Below are 17,842 nucleotides of genomic sequence, written 5' to 3' on the forward strand. Positions count from 1 at the left end.
ATGTTGGCGATGCCGCCTTCGTAGATCAGGTCCACGATCAGCTTCACTTCATGCAGGCACTCGAAATAGGCCATCTCGGGGGCATAGCCCGCTTCGGTCAGCGTCTCGAAACCCATGCGGATCAGTTCGACGAGACCGCCGCACAGCACGGCCTGCTCACCGAAGAGGTCGGTTTCGCACTCTTCACGGAAGTTCGTCTCGATGATGCCCGAACGTCCGCCACCGATGGCGGAGCAATAGGACAGGCCGATTTCAAGCGCCTTGCCGGTCGCGTCCTGATGAACGGCCACGAGGCAGGGCACACCGCCGCCCTTGACGTATTCGCCGCGCACGGTGTGGCCCGGACCCTTGGGCGCCATCATGATGACGTCGACGCCGGGCTTGGGCTCGATCAGGCCGAAGTGGACGTTCAGACCGTGGGCAAAGGCAATGGCGGAGCCTTCCTTCAGGTTGTCGTGGACGTACTTCTTGTAGGTCTCGGCCTGAAGCTCATCGGGCATGGTGAACATGATGACGTCGCACCAGGCGGCGGCTTCCGCGATTTCCATGACCTTGAGGCCTTCGCCCTCGGCCTTCTTCGCCGACGGCGACCCGTCGCGCAGCGCGACGACCACGTTCTTGGCGCCGCTGTCACGCAGGTTCAGCGCATGGGCGTGGCCCTGCGAGCCGTACCCGAGAATGGCGACCTTCTTGTCCTTGATGAGGTTCACATCGCAATCGCGATCGTAATAAACGCGCAGGCTCATGGCATGCTCCCTTTTTCTGTCGTTCGGCGGGCATACTAGGCCTGTTTCAGTGAAAATTCGTGCAATCTGGCGACGTTCTGCGAAAAATGAGTATCCATCATTTGCCGAAATGAGAATTACTGCAGAATTCATGTGCGGACTCAGGCGGCCCGCATGCCCCGCTCAGGCGTCCGGCAGAGCGCGAGGAGTGCGCGGGCCTCCTGCACGGACAGGGCGGGCCGATTCAACTGGCTGGCACGCTGACCGCAGGTCTTCATGACCGCCAGCAGCTCGCCCCGTGCCGTTTCGTCGAAAGCGCCAATCGCGACAGCGCCGGTGAAAAGGCTCTCGCTTGCGAGCCCTTCGGAAAACACCATCTCGTGGCGGGGCAGGAGCAGGTGGATGTACTGCGCCTCGCGCCGTGGGGCCGGCCGGATGCCCCGGCCGTCGACCAGCGCCTTGGCGGGAACCAGTACGTCGGTGGAGCCATAATAGAACTCGGCCGCCGCCGCGCGCACGAGGATGCGGTGATTGGGCGAGACGTAGAGGTCCGCGTGATTGCCGAGCGCGCCCTTGCGCAACAGGATCGGGGCCTGTGGTCCGAGGCCGCAGACCGTGCTCGCGCCCACCCAGCGAAGCGGTTGCAGCCCGCGGTCAAGCGTCTGGACGAGGTCCCCGGCACGCAGCTCCTCGACCGCCTTCGCGCCGCGCGCCGTGTCGATCCGGGTGCCCGCGAGAAAGCAGGGCACTGTATCGGAAATCTCGGTGCTGCCCCCCGATCCGCCATAGGAGGACTCGCCCCGTATGTAGGTAAGCGTGGTGCCCGGGGGTGGATGGCCACCGGCGAAGGTGACCCCCACGACATTGGTCGAATAGCCCTCGGTGATCGAGATGCCCAGCATCGTGTAAGAGGTGCCATCCGGTCCGAAGAGCGTGACCTGAAACTCGTTCTCGACATTGACGGGCGCAGGGTTCTGCCACCGGATGTCCGACGTGCTGGGGGTATAGGTGGTGCCGTCGATCGTCGCCGGGGCTGTCAGCAACTGGTCGGTGACCTGCGAGCCCGAAAAGGGGTCATCGCTGATCACCCCGTCGCTGTCCTCGAAGGTGATTTCGGCATGATCCGTGGGCAGCGTGATCGTGAGGTCGTTGGGGTTTTCCCACGAAAAGGCGTTGCCCCAGAGTGAGGCGCCCAAAATGTCGGCGGTGTTAGTGGGGCTCCCGTCGGCATGCGTGATGGTCACGCCCGACTTGGCATAGACGTATATCGTCTGCTCAGCCATGAATTGCCCGTATGTCCTGCGGTCGTGTCGCCGCTTGTGCTCTTGGGGAAAGAATAGCAGGCGCGGCGATCCTGCGCTAGTCGGGGAATTTGGCGGTTCCATGAGCCCACTGCCCGTGAGAATTGACGCTGAACCCCCGATCTGCGATCAAGTCATGCGTTCTCCTGACCAAGCACGAGAAAATCATGCGCATCGACGATACGGACCGACGGCTTCTGCGGCGCCTTCTGGCGGACCCGGGCCTTAGTGCCGGGGCGCTGGCCGAGCTTGCGGGCGTCACCCCCGCGACGGCCTCGCGCCGGCTCGACCGGATGACGCGCGAGGGGGTCATCCGAGGGCAGCACGCGGTGATCGACTGGTCCCGGCTGGGTTACGGCGTCGAGGTGTCGTTGCGCTTCACGCTCGACAAGACCGATCCGCGCGCCTTCGACGAATTCATCGCCGCCGCGCGCGACGTGCCCGAGGTGACGCAGATCCAGACGTTTCTGGGCAAGGTCGACGTGCGGCTTCACGTCATCGCTCGCGACATGGGGCATTATCAGCAGATCTACCGTGAGCGCATCCTGACCCTGCCGCATATCTCCGAGATCGAGGCGCTGATGCAGGTCGCCACCATCGTCGAGCGCGAGGCGCTGCCGCTGTGACCGCGCTGGACGACATCGACCGCGCCTTCCTTCGCGCACTGTCCGAAGACGCCACTGTGTCTGCCGGGGCGCTGGGCCGCCGGTTCGGCCTGTCGCAACCCGCCGCGTGGCGCCGGGTCAAGCGGCTGTCGGATGCCGGTATCCTCGCCGGGCGGCGGGTCGAAATCGACCGGGAGGCGCTGGGCTTCGGCGTGACCGTGTTCCTCGGCATCAAGCTTGCCGCGAAAGGGCGGGTCAGCCTCGAGGATTTCGAGCGGGCGGTCACCGCCATCCCCGAGGTCCAGCTCGTCCATCATGTGCTGGGGCTCTACGACTACCGTCTGCGCATCGTCGCGCGCGACCTGTCGGATTTCGAGCGCATCCTGCGCCGTCGCATCATGACCCTGCCGGGCGTGGGCGAGGTCGAGGCAAACGTGCTCTTGTCGGAGGAGCGTCGTCCGGGGCCGATCTGACCGGCCCCGGCACGCGTCAGCTCGTCACCTGCTCGCGCAGGATCGACGCGGTGATCGACACCATCAGGTAAATGCCCGCGAAAACGAGGAACGCCAGAAGCGTGTTCTCGAAGGAGCGGGGATAGGTCGGCTGGTCCGGCGCAACCGGATGCACCCCGAGCTCGAGGTAGCGGGTCTGCTTGTTCGCCTCGATCCGCGCCGTTTCAAGCTGTTGCAAAGCCTGCTGCATGAGCGCGGTGCGCGTTTGCAGGTTGGTCTGCGCGATGGTCAGCTGACCGGATACGGAGGCGAGGCTGTCGCCGCCCTGCTGGCCCTGCTCCGTCAGCCGGGCGCGCAGGTCCGCCACCAGATCCTCAAGCCGCGCGATGTCGCCGCGCACACCCTCGACACGCGCCTGGTTCGGGCGCGGGTTGTCGAGAAGCTGCTGAAGCTGGAGCCGCTTTTGCTGCAACTGAGTTTCGAACGTGTTGACCTGGCCCATGATCGAGGTCGCATCCGACGTCGCGTCGAAGATCCCCATGCTCTCCTGAAGGCGCAGGACATCGGCCTGCGCTTCCAGCATCGCCCGTTCCGCATCTTCATAACTGTCGCGCGCCCCGGCCATCTGGTCGTCGCGCAGGCGGCTGGTCAGGTTGTCGACACGCTGCTCGGCGTAGCGGATCAGCGCCTCGGACATGGCCGCCGAAGTTTCGGGATCGGCGGCCACGACTTCCATCTTCACGATGCCTTCGGTCGGATCGAAGCCGATCTTCACGTTGCGTTTGTAGGTCTTGTAGGCTTCCTCGTTCGTCGCGTTCGCGTCGAGCCGCTGGATCGGGTCGATGGACGGGTCCGAGAAATGCTCCTTGAACCCCAGTTCCTCATTCAGCCTGAGCATCGCGTCGCGGGAGGTGAGGTAGCTCTGCACCGTGATCGAATCCTGCGACGTGGCGAGGCCGGAGCCCGCAAACAGGCTCGACATCGCCGTGCCGCCGCTTTCGGCCTTCTGGATCACGAATTCCGATTTCGTGGCATACATCGGCGTCGCCACGACATAGAAATACCAACCTGCGAGAAGCGTCGGGAGCAGGACCAGCGCCGCAAGGCGCGTGGCCAGCAGCAACAGCTTCTTGCGCCGGCGGCGCACGATCTGCTCCTGCATGTCCTGAATCGACCGCGCGCGGTCAGCGGCGTCCAATACGTTCGTGGAGGGAAGCTGCTGTTGCTGCGGCTGGATCGTCTGGGGAAGCTGGACGCGGCCCTCGGCCCCCTGCGGCGGCTTGCGCGGTTCTTCCTCCTCGGACGAGACGAGCTGTAGCATGTTGGCGGTCTGGAACGGGTCGACCCCGGACTGACGCAAAAGGCGCACGGCGTCATAGTCGGACGTGGCCGGAAGCCCGTGCTTCTGCGCGACCCGGCGGGCCATGCGCAACTGGCGGCCCGTCAGGCCCTCCTGCTTGATGCGCCCGATCTCGACCTCGGGCGGCTCGCGGCGCGACGGGGTCGGCTGCGGTTTCTGACCGCCCTGCGAGGCGGCGGCGCCGGGGAAGGGGGCGCTGCCGAAGCCGTCTTCCTGACCTTCGAGCGCGGCCTCCTCCATCTGGTTGAGCTGGCGGGGCGGGCGCAGGGCCGCACCTTTGGGCGCGGGCGGACGTTGCGCGGGCTGCTGGGCGGCCGGACGCGGCTGCGCCGTCGGTTGAGCGGCAGGCCGTTCCTGCGCCGTCGCGGGCGCGTCCCCGCCTGCCTCATCCCCGGACGTGGGGCGGCGGATGCGGAATTTCCTAGCCTTGGGTGGAGTAGTCATAGAGCTGTTTCGCTTCTTCCAAGGTGTCGAACATGAAGAGCTGCCCGTTGTGCAGCACCGCCGCCGAACGGCAGAATTTCTCAAGCGTCTGGGCCTGATGGCTCACCACCACGACCGTCGCGCTTTCCAACCGCTGGCGCAGCACGTCGCCTGCCTTGCGGTTGAACTCCGCATCCGTCGTCTGCGGCATCCCCTCGTCGATAAGGTAGATGTCAAACTCGAGCGCGAGGAGCAGGGAAAAGGTGAACCGCGCCTTCATGCCCGACGAATACGTGCCGAGCGGGAAGTCGTAGTATTCTTCGAGCCCGCAAAGCCAGCGCGTGAACGCCTCGATGTAATCCGGGTCGAGGCCATAGAGCTTGGCGATATAGCGGGCGTTTTCCTTGGCCGAGAGCTTGGGCACCACGCCGCCCATGAAGCCCAGCGGGAAGGACACGCGGCTCGTGCGCCGGATTTCGCCTTCGTCGGGCTTTTCCAGCCCTGCCATCATCTGGATGATCGTCGTCTTGCCGGTCCCGTTGGGCGCGAGGATGCCGAGCGAATTCCCGAGTTCGACGCGAAACGACGCATGGTCGAGGATGACCTTGCGCTGCACGCCGGTCCAATAGGACTTGGAAACGTTGTTGAATTCGATCATTCGAACCCCGGTTACTGCTGCGGCCTCGGTGTCTGTTGTGACCCAGACATCGTTAACGAGAGGCTATAGCGGGCCAATCTGTCCTCATTATGTCGGATGAAGCCCCCTCAAGACAACGCTTTGTCGATGAATGGGGCGTGATCGTGACGAAATTAACCATATCGTGCGAAACAATCGGCCTTTGAGTCCCGGTTTTCAGACCGCGCGTTTCTCAACCCGCAACAATTTACCCGCCACCAGCGCGGCGATGACCGCCACGAAGCTGAAGAGCGCGCCCATTTTGGCGGCCTCCTGCACCGGGCCGGGATCGAAGGCGACGGCGGCGAAGAACAGCGACACGGTAAAGCCGATGGCGGCGACAAGGCCGACGACCACGAGGTCGGCGGTCCGCATCCCGTCCGGCAGGCCCAGCCCGAAGACGCGCGCAGCCAGCAGACCGGCGAGCGCGATGCCCACCGGCTTGCCCAGCAGCAGCCCGCCAAGCACCAGCCACGTCGGCGCGCCGATCGCCGTGACCACGACACCCGCGTTCACCAGCCCGAACAGGAACAGGATCACCTCGACGGGAACCTGAAGCGCATGTTCGGCCTCGTTCAGCACGTCATGCAGATGCGTCTCGGCCTCGGCGAAGATGCCGAAGGCCCGGTCGGCATGGGGCAGGGCGGGGATCAGCGGCAAGAGCGCAAGCGCCGGGTGCAGCCCGGACTGGGTGAAGGCGAAAAGGCTGACAAGCCCGGCGACCGCATAGGGATACCACGACAGGTGCAGCCGCACCCAGGTCGAACGCGGGCGGTTCTGGTCCCCCCGGTCGAGCCTGCGCGGCAGCCAGTTGAACGCGACGAAAGCGCCGAATGCCGCCGCGAAGGACAACAGCAGCCACACCGGGGCGATTGCCGCGCTCGGATAGAACAGCGCGAGGATGATGAGCCCGCCCGCATCATCCGCGATGGCGAGCAGGAGCAGGAATCGAACCGCGGGATGCCCCGCGCCAAAGACCATTCGCCCCACGACATAGGAAAATGCGATATCCGTCGCGGTCGGAATCGCCCAGCCATTCGCGACCGCGTCATAGGTGTCGGAGCCGAGGATCGCGGCGAGCCCAAGATAAACGACGACCGGCCCGATCATCCCGCCCGCCGTGGCGACCAGCGGCGTGGCGGCCTTGCGCCCACGCAGCGCCCCGCGTTTCAGGACCACCGCTTCCCACACTTCCTTGCCGGCGATGAAGAAAAACAGCGCCATGAGCAGATCGTTGACGAGATAATGGATGGTCAGCACCCGCTCCACGTCGCCGGTCTCATAAAGCTCCGCACCCGGGCCAAAGGCCATGTCCCAGCGGTGTATTTCTTCGCCGATCCATCCGTTGAACCAGAGCGGGAACTCTACGAAGTGGCGATACCCCACGGGGTCGATGTTCGCCCAGACCAGCGCGATCAGCGCCCCGCCGATCAGCAGGACCGAGTAATTCGCGATGAAGTTCCAGACCCGGTACATGCGCCGCTCTCCAAAAGAGGTTAACGGCTGATGTAGCGGAAGGGGCGGGGCGGCTCAATGCCGCGCGGTCGGCCTCAGAAGCCGGCGACCAGCGGCACGTTCCGGTCCCGGTGGATCACGCCCATCTCGGCGGCGCGCTCCGGCTCGGTCAGCGGACGGGCGGGGGTGCCCTGTCCGGCGATCATCATGTCGACCAGTTCCGGCATGATCGCCCGGATCTCTTCCAGCGCCTCCTGGCCAACGGCCTCCCGTGCGCCGGTCCCGAGGAACAGGCTCTCCATCGGGGCACCGTCCGCGATGACCACCTCGTGGTCGTCGAACAGAAGGTGGACATAGATCACGCCGCCCACGTCCTCGGCGACCTCGAAGCCGGGCAGGCCCAGAAGCGAGCGGACCGCCACCAGCACTTCGGTCGTGCCGAACATGCCCATGGCGAGGCGCGAGCGGACGAGCACCCTGTGTTGCGGCGACAAAAGCACATCGCGCTCCGGCAGCCCGTGACCGAGCGCCCCCTGACGCACGCGGATTGGCCGGATCGCAGGGTTCTTGCGCAGCTCGAGCGGGCCGAGGCGGCGCATGGCCACCCAGCGGATCGGCTGCGGACCATTGTCGACGGTATTGACCAGATCGCCGGGCTTGAGCCGCACAACCTTCTTCTCGCCCGTGGGCGTCTGGATGCGGGTGTCGGAGCCGAAACAGACATAGCCCTGATCGGCCAGCTCACGCACGGCGGCGCGGTAATGCTCACCGGTGATGGTCTCGATCTCGATGGTTTCGATGGGCTTCTCGACGAAGGCCTCGGAAAATTCCGACCCGTCTGCGAAGGGGGTGAGGAACACACGGCCAAGGGTGTCCTGCAACACGACCATCCAGGTCGAGTCGGTCTTGCGGTCGATATAGGTGAGCTTCACCGAAACGTGCAGAGAGGCGACCATCTCGGCCACCTTGCCGCCCCAGGTCAACCGGTCAGCGACCGCGTCAGAGGTGTTGTCGAGCAGCAGCGTGTTTTCACGCGAATGCGCCGGATGCTGTGAGTCGCCCAGACGATAGCCCACAAGCCGACCGGCGGTTTGCGCCACCGTGTCCCCCTCCGCGAGGTCGAGATCGGCATAGGTGCCGATATAATAGGCTGAAAGCCTGCTCGTCGCCATGTCTACCCTCAGTTCTTCAATGTCTTATTTCCACTTGGCACTCGTACAAAAAACACTGCTCTTGGGACTAACCCGCAGCATGGATACCCTGCCCATAGGGTCGGAAATGGGGCACGTTCGTGAACAATCCGTGGTTAATGTCCGGACTGGATCGGGGCATTGTTGCCTATGCGGGGAAGGTTTAAGCTCTTGTTATGCAAGGCGTGCCGTCACTTCCCGACCGAATCCGGGCCTGCCGCATTTGTGCCGAACAGTTCCGTGCGACGAAGACCGGACATGCCCCACGCCCCGTGGCGTGGTTCGAACCCGGCGCACGGCTGCGCATCATCGGGCAGGCGCCCGGAATGCGGGTGCATGAAAGCGGCGTGCCCTTCGACGACCGCTCCGGCGACCGGCTGCGCGACTGGATGGGGGTGGACCGGGCGACCTTTTACGACCGGTCGCGCGTGGCGATCACGCCGATGGCCTTCTGCTTTCCCGGCTACGACGCGCGCGGTGCGGACCTGCCGCCCCCGCCCGTCTGCGCCGCGACCTGGCATGACACGGTGGACGAAACACTCGCGCCCGAGTTGATGCTGCTCGTCGGTGCCTATTCCCAGCGGCGCTACATCGGCGCGCGCGGCTCGATGACCGACACCGTGCGCGGCTGGCGCGATCACGCCCCGGGCATCATCCCCTTGCCTCATCCGTCGTGGCGCAATACCGGGTGGCTCAGGAAAAACCCGTGGTTCGAGACCGAGCTTGTCCCGGTGCTCAGAACCCGCGTCGCGGAGGTGCTGAACCCATGACCGAGGAAACCGTGCTCGATACCGCCCATGCGGCGATGCAGGCGGATCTGGAGGACGACGGCGCGCGGCTGGCGTTCTACGGGCACCTGGCCGACGGCGAACTGTTTCTCCTGCTCAAGGAGGAATCGCGCGGCGAGTCGGTCAATCCCGAGCTTTTCGAACTTGAGGCAGGCGAAGACGCGCCGCCCGACCGCTATGTCCTCGTCTTCGATCAGGAGGACCGGCTGGCGGCCTTCGCCGAAGGCCCGGCGCCCTACGCCGCCCTGCCGGGGCGCGTGATCGCGGCGATGGTCGCAGGCTCCGGCATCGGGCTGGGCGTGAACCTCGGCGTTGCGCCCTCGTCGATCCTCATTCCGGCCGCCGCCGTCGACTGGCTCGCCCAGACGCTCGGCCCGGCACCGGAGGAGGTCGAGGGGCAGGTGCGTGCGCTGGAACCGCCCACAGGCCTCTCAGACCGGCTCATCACCGGGCTGTCCACCAAACTCGCGGTGGCAGCGGGGCTGTGCGACCACGCGGTGCTCGCCCGTGCGCTCTATGACGACCAGAGCGAAGGCCTCGTCCTCGCTTTCATCGACGCGGCCGAGGGATCGGAAAGCGCCCTCGCGCGTGCCGCGCAGGAGGCGATGACATTTTCCGGTGCCGACCAGCGGCTCGACGTCGCTTTCTTCGCGTCGGGGGACGAGGTCACGACACGTCTCGCCAAGGTGGGTCTGCGGTTCGACATGCCGGAACCGGAGCCGGAGCCAGAGGCGCCGTCAGTGCGCCCCGCACCGGGCTCGGACCCGTCGAAACCCCCGATCCTGAAATAAGCGGGCTTGCAGAAAAAGAACGCCGGGGCGCTGATACCCCGGCGACCAAACCGTCCGAATTGTCCTGATCCGACTTACTGCGCGGCGTAGAGCATCACCCAGACGGGCCGGGAGCGCAGCAGCGCAACGCCGACACCGTAATCGACTGCATCCGCGCGCATGATGTTGGAGCGGTGACCGCCCGACGTCATCCAGTCCTTGACCACCTCGGCCGCGCTGCCCTGCCCGTGGGCGATGTTTTCCGACGACAGCCGCGCCGTGTAGCCGGCCGACGCGATCCGGTCGAAGGGCTGGGAGCGGCCCGCCCCTTCGTGTGAAAACCGTTGGCTCGAAGACATCCAGCAGGCATGGCGCTGCGCGGCCCGATCAAGACGTGCATCCCGGCGCAGAGCCTTCACGCCGCCGTTCTCACGCTCGGTATTCACGGCCCGACCGGCATCGGCCATGAGCGCGGCGGCATTCGACGGCAGGTCACAGGCGACCGAAGCACTGCCCGCAATCGCGATCAGCGCCGCGCACAGGATGGCTGCGAGCGGGCGCATCAGCCCTTGGCCGTCTTCTTGGCCGTCCCTGCCGCTTCCAAAGCCTCGATCCGCGCCTTGAGCGCGTCGTTTTCCTCACGGGCCTTCTGCGCCATCGCGCGCACGGCGTCGAATTCCTCGCGCGTCACGAAGTCGCGATCCGCCAGCCAGCGGTCCATCCAGCTTTTCATCGCCGTCTCGGCCTCGGTCCGCGCGCCTTGGGCCACGCCCATTGCGTTCGTCATGAGCTGAGACAGGTCGTCCAGCACCTTGTTTCGGGTTTGCATGTCGATCTCCTGTTCAAAGGGCCGCTCGGTCCAAGCGCCGGTTGGCCCCATGCATCACATGTATATGGGCGACACGTCTACGATTCTCAACGCGTGCGACAGGTTGACAGTTCCGCCGCCCCGGCGCACCAAACGCCCATGTTAGCCGCGATCCAGTTCCCGAACCTGTCGCCCGAGGCCTTCGGCTTCGACCTTTTCGGGATGCATTTCGGCATCCGCTGGTACGCGCTCGGCTATATCGTCGGCATCGCGATTGGCTGGTGGATCATCCGCATGGCGATCTCGCGCCCCCGGCTCTGGGCGGGCGAGCAGCCGGGCATGACCCGCGCGCAGCTCGAAGAACTCGTGACCTGGATGGTGATCGCCATCATCGCGGGCGGGCGACTGGGCTTCGTGCTGTTCTACCAGCCGGGATACTACCTTCAGAACCCGGTCGACATCGTGAAGATCTGGCAGGGCGGCATGTCGTTTCACGGCGGCTTCCTCGGCGTGATGATCGCGCTCATCCTGTTCGCGCGGAAATACAAGCTGGTCACATGGTCGGTCTTCGACCTGCTGGCCATCGCGACCCCGCCTGCGCTGGGCCTCGTCCGGATCACGAATTTCATCAACGGCGAGCTTTGGGGGCGTCCCACCGACGCGCCGTGGGGCGTGATCTTTCCCGGTCCCGCCGCGCAGTCCTGCGCGACCGGTACCGATCCCTGCGCGCGCCACCCCTCGCAACTCTACGAGGCGGGGCTTGAGGGGCTGGTTCTCTGCATCATCCTCCTGACGCTCGCCTTCGCGATGGGCTGGCTCAAGCGGCCCGGGATGCTCACCGGCGTCTTCGTGCTGGGCTACGGCGTGTCGCGCTTCATCGTCGAGTTCTTCCGGCAGGCCGACGCCCAGTTCATCACCCCGGACAATCCCTGGGGCCATGTGGTCCGTCTTGGCGAGGCGGGGCTGACGATGGGGCAGGTTCTGACCCTCCCGATGATCGTCGGCGGCCTCGCCATCCTGATCTGGGCCGCCCGGCGCAGCCGCGGATGAGCCTCGCGGCGAAACTGCGCGCGCGGATCGCCCAGAGCGGCCCGATGAGCGTGGCCGACTACATGGGCGAATGCCTGCTCGACCCCGAGCACGGCTATTACACCACCCGCGACCCCTTCGGCGCCGCAGGCGATTTCACCACCGCGCCTGAGATTTCCCAGATGTTCGGTGAGCTGGTCGGCCTGTGCCTCGCGCAGGGGTGGATGGATCAGGGGTCGCCCGCGGCCATCGTTTTGGCCGAGCTTGGCCCCGGTCGCGGCACCCTCATGGCCGACATCCTGCGCGCCACGCGCGGCGTGCCGGGATTCCACGACGCCCTGCGCGTGGTGCTGGTCGAAGCGTCCGAGGCGCTGCGCACCCGCCAGCAGGCCACGCTCGCAGGCTACGGCGTGACATGGGCCGACCGGCTGGAAGACGTGCCGCCGGGGCCGATCTTCCTCGTCGCCAACGAGTTCTTCGACGCGCTCCCCGTGCGCCAGTTCCAGCGCGACGATGGCGCGTGGCGCGAGCGGCAGGTTGGGCTGGCCGACGACGCTCTCACCTTCGGCCTCGGCGGGCCGGTCTCGCTCACCGCCCTCGACCGGTTCGCGGAGGCCCGCGACGGCGACCTTGTGGAGCTGCGCCCGGCGGGCGAGGCGGTCATGGCCGAGATCGACGCGCGCATCGCCGCGTCCGGGGGCGCTGCACTCATCATCGACTACGGCGACTGGCACTCTCTGGGCGACACGCTCCAAGCCGTCGCGAAACACGACACCGCCGATCCGCTCGCTGACCCGGGCGAGGCTGACCTCACCTCCCATGTGGATTTCGAGGCGCTGGCACAGGCCGCGCCGCGGCTGACCCACTCGCGCCTCACGCCGCAGGGCGTGTTCCTCGAACGTCTGGGCATCACCGCACGCGCGCAGGCGCTCGCCCGGCGGCTTGAGGGCGAGCCGCTCTCCCGCCACGTCGCCGCGCATCGCCGCTTGACGCACCCCGATGAAATGGGAACCCTGTTCAAGATCCTCGCGTTCGTGCCCGAAGGGGCGCCCATGTTGCCGGGACTCGAAACATGAACCTTGAAGTCATCACCTCCACGGCCCTCGACGGCGTGCGCCACGGGTTCTTTACCCGCAAGGGCGGCGCCTCGTCCGGTATCTATACCGGGCTGAACTGCGGCGGCGGGTCCGACGATCAGGAAGGCGCGGTCGAGATGAACCGTGCCCGCGTGGCCGCGTCGATGGACGCGTTGCCGGAGGCGCTGGTCGGCGTGCATCAGGTCCATTCCCCGGACGTCGTCGTCGTGACCGAACCCCAGAACGGCACCAAGCCGCGCGCAGACGCCCTCGTCACCCGCACGCCGGGGCTGGTGCTGACCGTGCTCGCCGCCGACTGCGAACCGGTGCTCTTCGCCGACCCCGAGGCCGGCGTCATCGGCGCGGCCCATGCCGGCTGGCGTGGTGCGCTCGAAGGCGTGCTGGAGGCCACGGTGGACGCGATGGTGGCCGAAGGCGCAACGCGCGAGAACATCCGCGCGGTGGTCGGCCCCACCATCAGCCAGGCCAATTACGAAGTGGGACCGGAGTTCATGGACCGCTTCATGGACGACGACCCCGAAAACGGCCGCTTCTTCGCGGGCGGGCAGGGCGACCGTGTGCAGTTCGACCTGCCGGGCTTCGGCGTACATCGTTTGCGTGAGGCCGGGGTTGGCCATGCGGAGTGGACCCGCCACTGCACCTATGCCGACCCCGAACGCTTCTATTCCTACCGCCGCTCGGTCCACCGCAAGGAAGCTGACTACGGCCGCCTCATTTCCGCGATTCGGCTCTGACGATCCGCAGCGTCCGGGGCGATTGTTTCCAAAATGGCCCCTAAAGCGGCCGTATCTTTCCCCGAACCTGCCCAATCTCCGCCCGATTTCAGGCGCTTCATGGTCCTCAGCAAACACAGGGGCCACGCGCCCCGAGACGAAAAAAAAAAGAGGCACCCATGTCGAAGCAACGCTGGATCAAATCGATTGTCGAAACCGCCGCGACGGAGAAGGTTGATCTCCCGTTCCATCGTGGCAACCGCAAGCGGGCCGCCGCACGCGCCAAGGCCGCGTAAGCGCACCGACAGTCGCGAAAGGGCCGTCCTTCGGGGCGGCCTTTTGCATTTGCGGGACCGTCCCTCTTGCGCGCCCGCCCCCCACTTCGGGGGTTCCCAATCGCGGAAACCTCTGGATAAGCTGGCGGGGGATTTTTCGGGGACGGACATGCATTTATTCAGACTGCTGGCGCTCATCCTGTGCCTTGCCGCCCCGGCGGCCGCGCAGGACGGCACGATCACCACCGGCACCGGCACGACCAGCGAACAGGCCCAGGCCGACGCGGCCATCGCCACCAAGATCCGCGACATCCTGCACGAACTCGACGGATACGAGGATGTCACGGTCGTCGTGAAATCCGGCATCGTCACCCTGCGCGGCACCACGCTCGACGTCAGCCAGTCCGAGTCGCTGAACGGTCTAGTGGGCCGGGTCGAAGGGGTGGTCGCCATCGAGAACGAGGTGGGCATCTCGACCGACGTGCGCCGCCGCCTCACCCCGATGGTGGAGCGCGTGCAACTCAGGTTCTGGCAGGCCGTGGCCTTCATGCCGCTGGTCGGCGTGGCGCTCATCGCCTTCGCCATCGTCCTTTGGATCGGCTTCTTCATCGCCCGGCGGCGCCAGCCGTGGGACAGGCTCGCGCCAAACGCCTTCATCGCCGACATCATCCGCGCGGTGATCCGCATCGCTGCGATCGTGGCCGCCGTGGTCGTCGCGCTCGACATCCTCGGGGCCACCGCGCTCTTGTCCACCATTCTCGGCGCGGCAGGGATCATCGGCCTCGCCATCGGTTTCGCCGTGCGCGACACGGTCGAGAACTTCATCGCCTCGGTGCTGTTGTCGGTGCGCCAGCCCTTCGCGCCCAATGACGCGATCTGCATCGACGGGGAAGAGGGCAAGGTCATCCGTTTGACCAGCCGTGCCACGATCATGCTCAGCTTCGACGGCAACCACATCCGAATCCCGAACTCGACCGTCTTCAAGTCCAAGATCATCAACTACACGCGCAACCCCGAGCGCCGCTTCGCTTTCGCGCTTGGCGTGGCCTACGGCACCGACCTCGCCAAGGCCCGGGAGCTTGCCGAAGAGACGCTCAAGGCGATGCCCTTCGTGCTCGACACCCCCGCCGTCTCGATCTGGACGACCGAGCTGGGCGGCTCCGACATCGGCATGAACCTCACCGCCTGGATCGACCAGCGCGAGACGGGGCTGCTCGCCGCCCGGTCCGAGGCGATCCGGCAGGTTCTCCTCGCTTTCGACGAGGCCGGAATCCAGATGCCGGAGCCGACCTACCGCCTGCTCATGTCCGACACCGAGGCAGAGGCGGACGCGGCCCCCCCGCAGGCCACGGCGGCCAGCCCTGGCACGAGCGAGGTCCAGAATGTCGAAGCCACGCTGGAGCACGATCTGGAGAATATCGTGGACGCCGAACGCGACACGGAACGCGAGGATCTCCTGCGCTCCGACGCGATCAAGGAATGAGGCGGGCGTCCGGATTTTTTGGCTTGCAGCCCAAGGTCGGTTTGAGTAGGAACACGCGCACTGTTGGGGTGTAGCCAAGTGGTAAGGCATCGGTTTTTGGTACCGTGTATCGTAGGTTCGAATCCTACCACCCCAGCCACCGACCCCGGTCTCATTCCCTGCACGACGTTTGGCGCCGTTTTCCCCCGCGTTTTCGGTGGCTTGACTGCGTCCCGCTTTACCTGAGACGCACCTTTCCCACCATTCACGGCCCATTTCCGGCCTGTGTCTCAGTTCGCAATTTTCGCGGGTTCGGTTTTGGCTGGATTTGGCGGTTAACAGGGAATTAACAGGGAATTCTCCATTTCCGGCGCTGAATCCGCGCGATTCCGCGGATTCTGGTCGCGGATAATAGCGTGTTTACAGGGGGTTGCGGGGCATTTCCCTGTTCTTACAGGAACAGGGAATTCCAATCCCGTGATCAGGGAATGTACGCACCCGAAACAGGGAATGGCGCGCCAAGAACAGGGAACCCGTTTTCGGCCACCCGTTCAGCGGAACCGGGGCTCTCCCAGCTCGGGCAGAGCGCCATCATCCTCGTCGTCGGCTTCGGGGGACAGGTCGGCCCAAAGCAGGGTCACCGCATGCCTGTCCCGACCGACGCGGGTCTGCTCGAAAAGCTCGATCTCCGGGCGATGGGTCCAGGCCGCCGCGTGGGTCTCCCGGAACGTCGTAATGCCCCGAACTCCTTTCGAAACCACGTCGAACGCCTGGCTGATCTTTGGCAGGGGGTCGTTCTTTTTGGGCGCGAGGTGCGGGAACCCGTCTCCCCGAATGGAATACCGGATCCGGCCCTCGTGGGACCAGATCGCGGCCAGGGGCTCGTCCCGGCGCTCGACCATGCGCCGGATGCAGGCCTCGCCGCTGAGGTCGAGGGCGCGGCGCAAGTGCTGAACGTCTCGCAGGTGTGGGTCGCAGGAGAGGTGCCGGTCGAACATGGAGGACGGGGCCAGGAGCTCGATCGCGAACCGGTTGGCTTCGGCCTCCTGGCGCAGCTCCCGGCGTCCTTCGCGGGTCTCACGCATGTCGCGCGAGGTGCAGCGAAAGCCGGTCCCGCTTGAGACCTCGTGGCGCTCGAGCAGGAAATGCCCCAGCTCATGGGCGATCGTGAAACGGGCGCGTTGGTCTCCGTGGCGGCAGTTTGCGAGGATGACGCCATCGCTGCGGACCCGGTCCGTCAGGAGCATGCCCTCGAACCCGTCAAACCTGTCGATCCGGACATCCGAGATGTCGAGGCCGAGCGCGATCTCGACGATCGGAACCGCCGAGGTCACCGGTCCCAGCTGGGCGTGCAGGCGGGTTGCCAATCGGTCAGGCGCGTGGATATCCGCCAGGTCGATCCGGTCGAGCGCCAAGGGTCACGAGCCCTCCGTGGCCCTGGCTTTCATCGATGCGATCAGTTCTTCGATGATCGCCCGATCCCGGTCGGTCAGGCTTTCGAGGTCGCGGTGCATCCGACCGACCTTGATGTCTTCGGGCGCGGGCTCGGGCGCCGTGCCGGTCAAGACGTCGATGCTCACGCCATAATGGGTGGCCAGTTTGCGCACGAGCTCGAAGGACGGATTGCGGCTGCGGCCTTTCTCCAGCTCCCAGACATGGGCCTTGGAGACGCCGACGGCGTCTGCCACCTGCTGCAGCGACTGGCCCGAGGTTTGGCGCAGTCTCATGAGACGTTCCCCGATCTCCATGGATCCTCCCCGTTCGCCATGTCTGACGACCGTATACGCCCAGATTGACCGAAATGCAATCGTAAGATATATCGAACGACACAGGCAGGCAGAGCCGATTCTGTCGAATGAGCAGATCAAGGAGGTCAGGAATGACCCGAGACAAGATCGAGAACGTCGCCCTGGGCGACCTCACCCCCTGGGCGCGCAATGCGCGGACCCATTCGAAGAAGCAGGTGCGCCAGATTGCGGCGTCCATCGAGACCTTCGGGTTCACCAACCCGGTCCTGATCGACGAGCGACGGACCATCCTTGCAGGCCATGGCCGGGTTGCGGCGGCCGAGCTTCTCGGGTTTGGCGAGGTGCCGTGCCTTCGGCTCGATCACATGAGCGAGGCGGAGAAGCGCGCCTATGTTCTGGCGGACAACAAGCTGGCGCTCAATGCAGGCTGGGACGAGGACCTGCTCGCGGCGGAACTCGGCGCCTTGATGGAGGCTGAGCTCGACTTCGACGTGGGACTGACGGGATTCTCGATCCCGGAGATCGACGGGATCCTGGAGGCGGTGGCGCCGGAAGAGCCGGACGATCCGGCGGATGACGAGGTGCCTGAGACGGCGTCGCGGCGGGTCCACCCCGGCGATGTCTGGCGGCTCGGGCGCCATCGCCTGGTGTGCGGGGATGCGCTCGACCCGGCTGTGGTCGGAGGCCTGATGGCGGGGCAGGTCGCGCGGATGGTGTTCTCGGACCCACCCTACAACGTGCCGATCGACGGGCATGTGGGTAACTCCGGCAAGGTGCAGCATCGGGAGTTCGCGATGGCGTCGGGCGAGATGAGCTCGGAGGCCTTCACCGGGTTCCTGACGACGGCGCTCGGCAACATGGCGGACCACGCGGTGGACGGATCGATCCACTTCCTGTGCATGGACTGGCGCCACATGGGCGAGATGCTGGCCGCGGGAGAAGCGGTCTATGACGAGCTCAAGAAC

19 protein-coding genes and 1 tRNA gene are annotated in these 17,842 nt (G+C 65.8%); 10 read left to right on the forward strand and 10 right to left on the reverse strand.

Features of this window, described 5'->3' with window-relative positions; all coding sequences use genetic code 11:
• Together ilvC and B2585_RS16170 are read right to left on the reverse strand one after the other, a co-directional pair.
• A partial coding sequence (gene ilvC, locus B2585_RS16165; protein WP_292025004.1) for a ketol-acid reductoisomerase occupies positions 1-740 on the reverse strand: 740 nt, incomplete at its 3' end.
• Between the two features lie 146 nt (positions 741-886).
• Positions 887-2,008, reverse strand: a complete 1,122-nt coding sequence (locus tag B2585_RS16170; protein ID WP_292024974.1) for a Hint domain-containing protein — start codon at positions 2,006-2,008, stop codon at positions 887-889.
• Between the two features lie 185 nt (positions 2,009-2,193).
• On the opposite strand from B2585_RS16170, the gene B2585_RS16175 reads away from it, so the two are divergent.
• The gene (locus tag B2585_RS16175; protein WP_292024975.1) at positions 2,194-2,652 is read left to right on the forward strand and encodes an Lrp/AsnC family transcriptional regulator; all 459 of its coding nucleotides are present in this window, start codon (positions 2,194-2,196) and stop codon (positions 2,650-2,652) included.
• Positions 2,649-3,104 carry an Lrp/AsnC family transcriptional regulator gene (locus B2585_RS16180; protein ID WP_292024976.1) on the forward strand — a complete coding sequence of 152 codons (456 nt, stop codon included), beginning with the start codon at positions 2,649-2,651 and terminating at the stop codon, positions 3,102-3,104. The genes B2585_RS16175 and B2585_RS16180 overlap by 4 nt, the downstream gene beginning before the upstream one ends.
• Positions 3,105-3,120: 16 nt before the next feature.
• Here the strand turns inward: B2585_RS16180 and B2585_RS16185 are convergent, their stop codons facing one another.
• The 4 genes from B2585_RS16185 to B2585_RS16200 all read right to left on the reverse strand — a co-directional run bounded on the left by B2585_RS16185 (position 3,121) and on the right by B2585_RS16200 (position 8,169).
• Complete coding sequence (locus B2585_RS16185; protein ID WP_292024977.1) at positions 3,121-4,887, reverse strand: capsule biosynthesis protein; 1,767 nt, start codon at positions 4,885-4,887, stop codon at positions 3,121-3,123.
• Entirely contained in the window at positions 4,865-5,524 is a 660-nt protein-coding gene (locus tag B2585_RS16190) for an ABC transporter ATP-binding protein (RefSeq protein WP_292024978.1), read from the reverse strand. The genes B2585_RS16185 and B2585_RS16190 overlap by 23 nt, the downstream gene beginning before the upstream one ends.
• Before the next feature lie 195 nt (positions 5,525-5,719).
• On the reverse strand, positions 5,720-7,018 hold the full coding sequence (locus tag B2585_RS16195; protein ID WP_292024979.1) for a Na+/H+ antiporter NhaA: 1,299 nt from the start codon (positions 7,016-7,018) through the stop codon (positions 5,720-5,722).
• A 74-nt stretch (positions 7,019-7,092) separates the two neighbouring features.
• The gene (locus tag B2585_RS16200; RefSeq protein WP_292024980.1) at positions 7,093-8,169 is read right to left on the reverse strand and encodes a Hint domain-containing protein; all 1,077 of its coding nucleotides are present in this window, start codon (positions 8,167-8,169) and stop codon (positions 7,093-7,095) included.
• Between the two features lie 194 nt (positions 8,170-8,363).
• Here B2585_RS16200 and B2585_RS16205 point away from each other — a divergent pair, with 194 nt between their 5' ends.
• Positions 8,364-8,957, forward strand: coding sequence for a uracil-DNA glycosylase family protein (locus B2585_RS16205; protein WP_292024981.1), 594 nt, complete (start codon positions 8,364-8,366; stop codon positions 8,955-8,957).
• On the forward strand, positions 8,954-9,766 hold the full coding sequence (locus B2585_RS16210) for an SseB family protein (RefSeq protein ID WP_292024982.1): 813 nt from the start codon (positions 8,954-8,956) through the stop codon (positions 9,764-9,766). The genes B2585_RS16205 and B2585_RS16210 overlap by 4 nt, the downstream gene beginning before the upstream one ends.
• A 74-nt stretch (positions 9,767-9,840) precedes the next feature.
• Here the strand turns inward: B2585_RS16210 and B2585_RS16215 are convergent, their stop codons facing one another.
• Together B2585_RS16215 and B2585_RS16220 are read right to left on the reverse strand one after the other, a co-directional pair.
• A complete protein-coding gene (locus tag B2585_RS16215) occupies positions 9,841-10,308 on the reverse strand; it encodes a CAP domain-containing protein (protein ID WP_292024983.1) in 468 nt (155 codons plus the stop codon).
• Positions 10,308-10,574, reverse strand: a complete 267-nt coding sequence (locus B2585_RS16220) for an accessory factor UbiK family protein (RefSeq protein WP_292024984.1) — start codon at positions 10,572-10,574, stop codon at positions 10,308-10,310. The genes B2585_RS16215 and B2585_RS16220 overlap by 1 nt, the downstream gene beginning before the upstream one ends.
• Positions 10,575-10,712: 138 nt before the next feature.
• Between B2585_RS16220 and lgt the strand changes: the two genes are divergently transcribed.
• The 5 genes from lgt to B2585_RS16245 all read left to right on the forward strand — a co-directional run bounded on the left by lgt (position 10,713) and on the right by B2585_RS16245 (position 15,289).
• On the forward strand, positions 10,713-11,603 hold the full coding sequence (lgt, locus tag B2585_RS16225) for a prolipoprotein diacylglyceryl transferase (protein ID WP_292024985.1): 891 nt from the start codon (positions 10,713-10,715) through the stop codon (positions 11,601-11,603).
• Positions 11,600-12,658, forward strand: a complete 1,059-nt coding sequence (locus B2585_RS16230; RefSeq protein WP_292024986.1) for a class I SAM-dependent methyltransferase — start codon at positions 11,600-11,602, stop codon at positions 12,656-12,658. Before lgt ends, B2585_RS16230 begins: the two co-directional genes overlap by 4 nt.
• Complete coding sequence (pgeF, locus tag B2585_RS16235) at positions 12,655-13,413, forward strand: peptidoglycan editing factor PgeF (protein ID WP_292024987.1); 759 nt, start codon at positions 12,655-12,657, stop codon at positions 13,411-13,413. Before B2585_RS16230 ends, pgeF begins: the two co-directional genes overlap by 4 nt.
• Before the next feature lie 423 nt (positions 13,414-13,836).
• Entirely contained in the window at positions 13,837-15,150 is a 1,314-nt protein-coding gene (locus B2585_RS16240; RefSeq protein WP_292024988.1) for a mechanosensitive ion channel family protein, read from the forward strand.
• A gap of 64 nt (positions 15,151-15,214) precedes the next feature.
• Positions 15,215-15,289 (forward strand) — tRNA-Gln (locus B2585_RS16245).
• A gap of 391 nt (positions 15,290-15,680) precedes the next feature.
• Here B2585_RS16245 and B2585_RS16250 read toward each other — a convergent pair.
• Both B2585_RS16250 and B2585_RS16255 read right to left on the reverse strand, forming a co-directional pair.
• A complete protein-coding gene (locus B2585_RS16250; protein ID WP_292024989.1) occupies positions 15,681-16,544 on the reverse strand; it encodes an ImmA/IrrE family metallo-endopeptidase in 864 nt (287 codons plus the stop codon).
• Between the two features lie 3 nt (positions 16,545-16,547).
• Positions 16,548-16,877: a helix-turn-helix domain-containing protein gene (locus B2585_RS16255; protein WP_292024990.1), complete on the reverse strand. Its 330-nt coding sequence runs from the start codon at positions 16,875-16,877 to the stop codon at positions 16,548-16,550.
• Positions 16,878-17,008: 131 nt separating this feature from the next.
• Here B2585_RS16255 and B2585_RS16260 point away from each other — a divergent pair.
• The coding region (locus B2585_RS16260; protein WP_292024991.1) for a ParB/Srx family N-terminal domain-containing protein at positions 17,009-17,842 on the forward strand (834 nt) is incomplete at its 3' end.

It is taken from the genome of Maritimibacter sp. UBA3975 (assembly GCF_002384975.1).
GTDB lineage: Bacteria > Pseudomonadota > Alphaproteobacteria > Rhodobacterales > Rhodobacteraceae > Maritimibacter.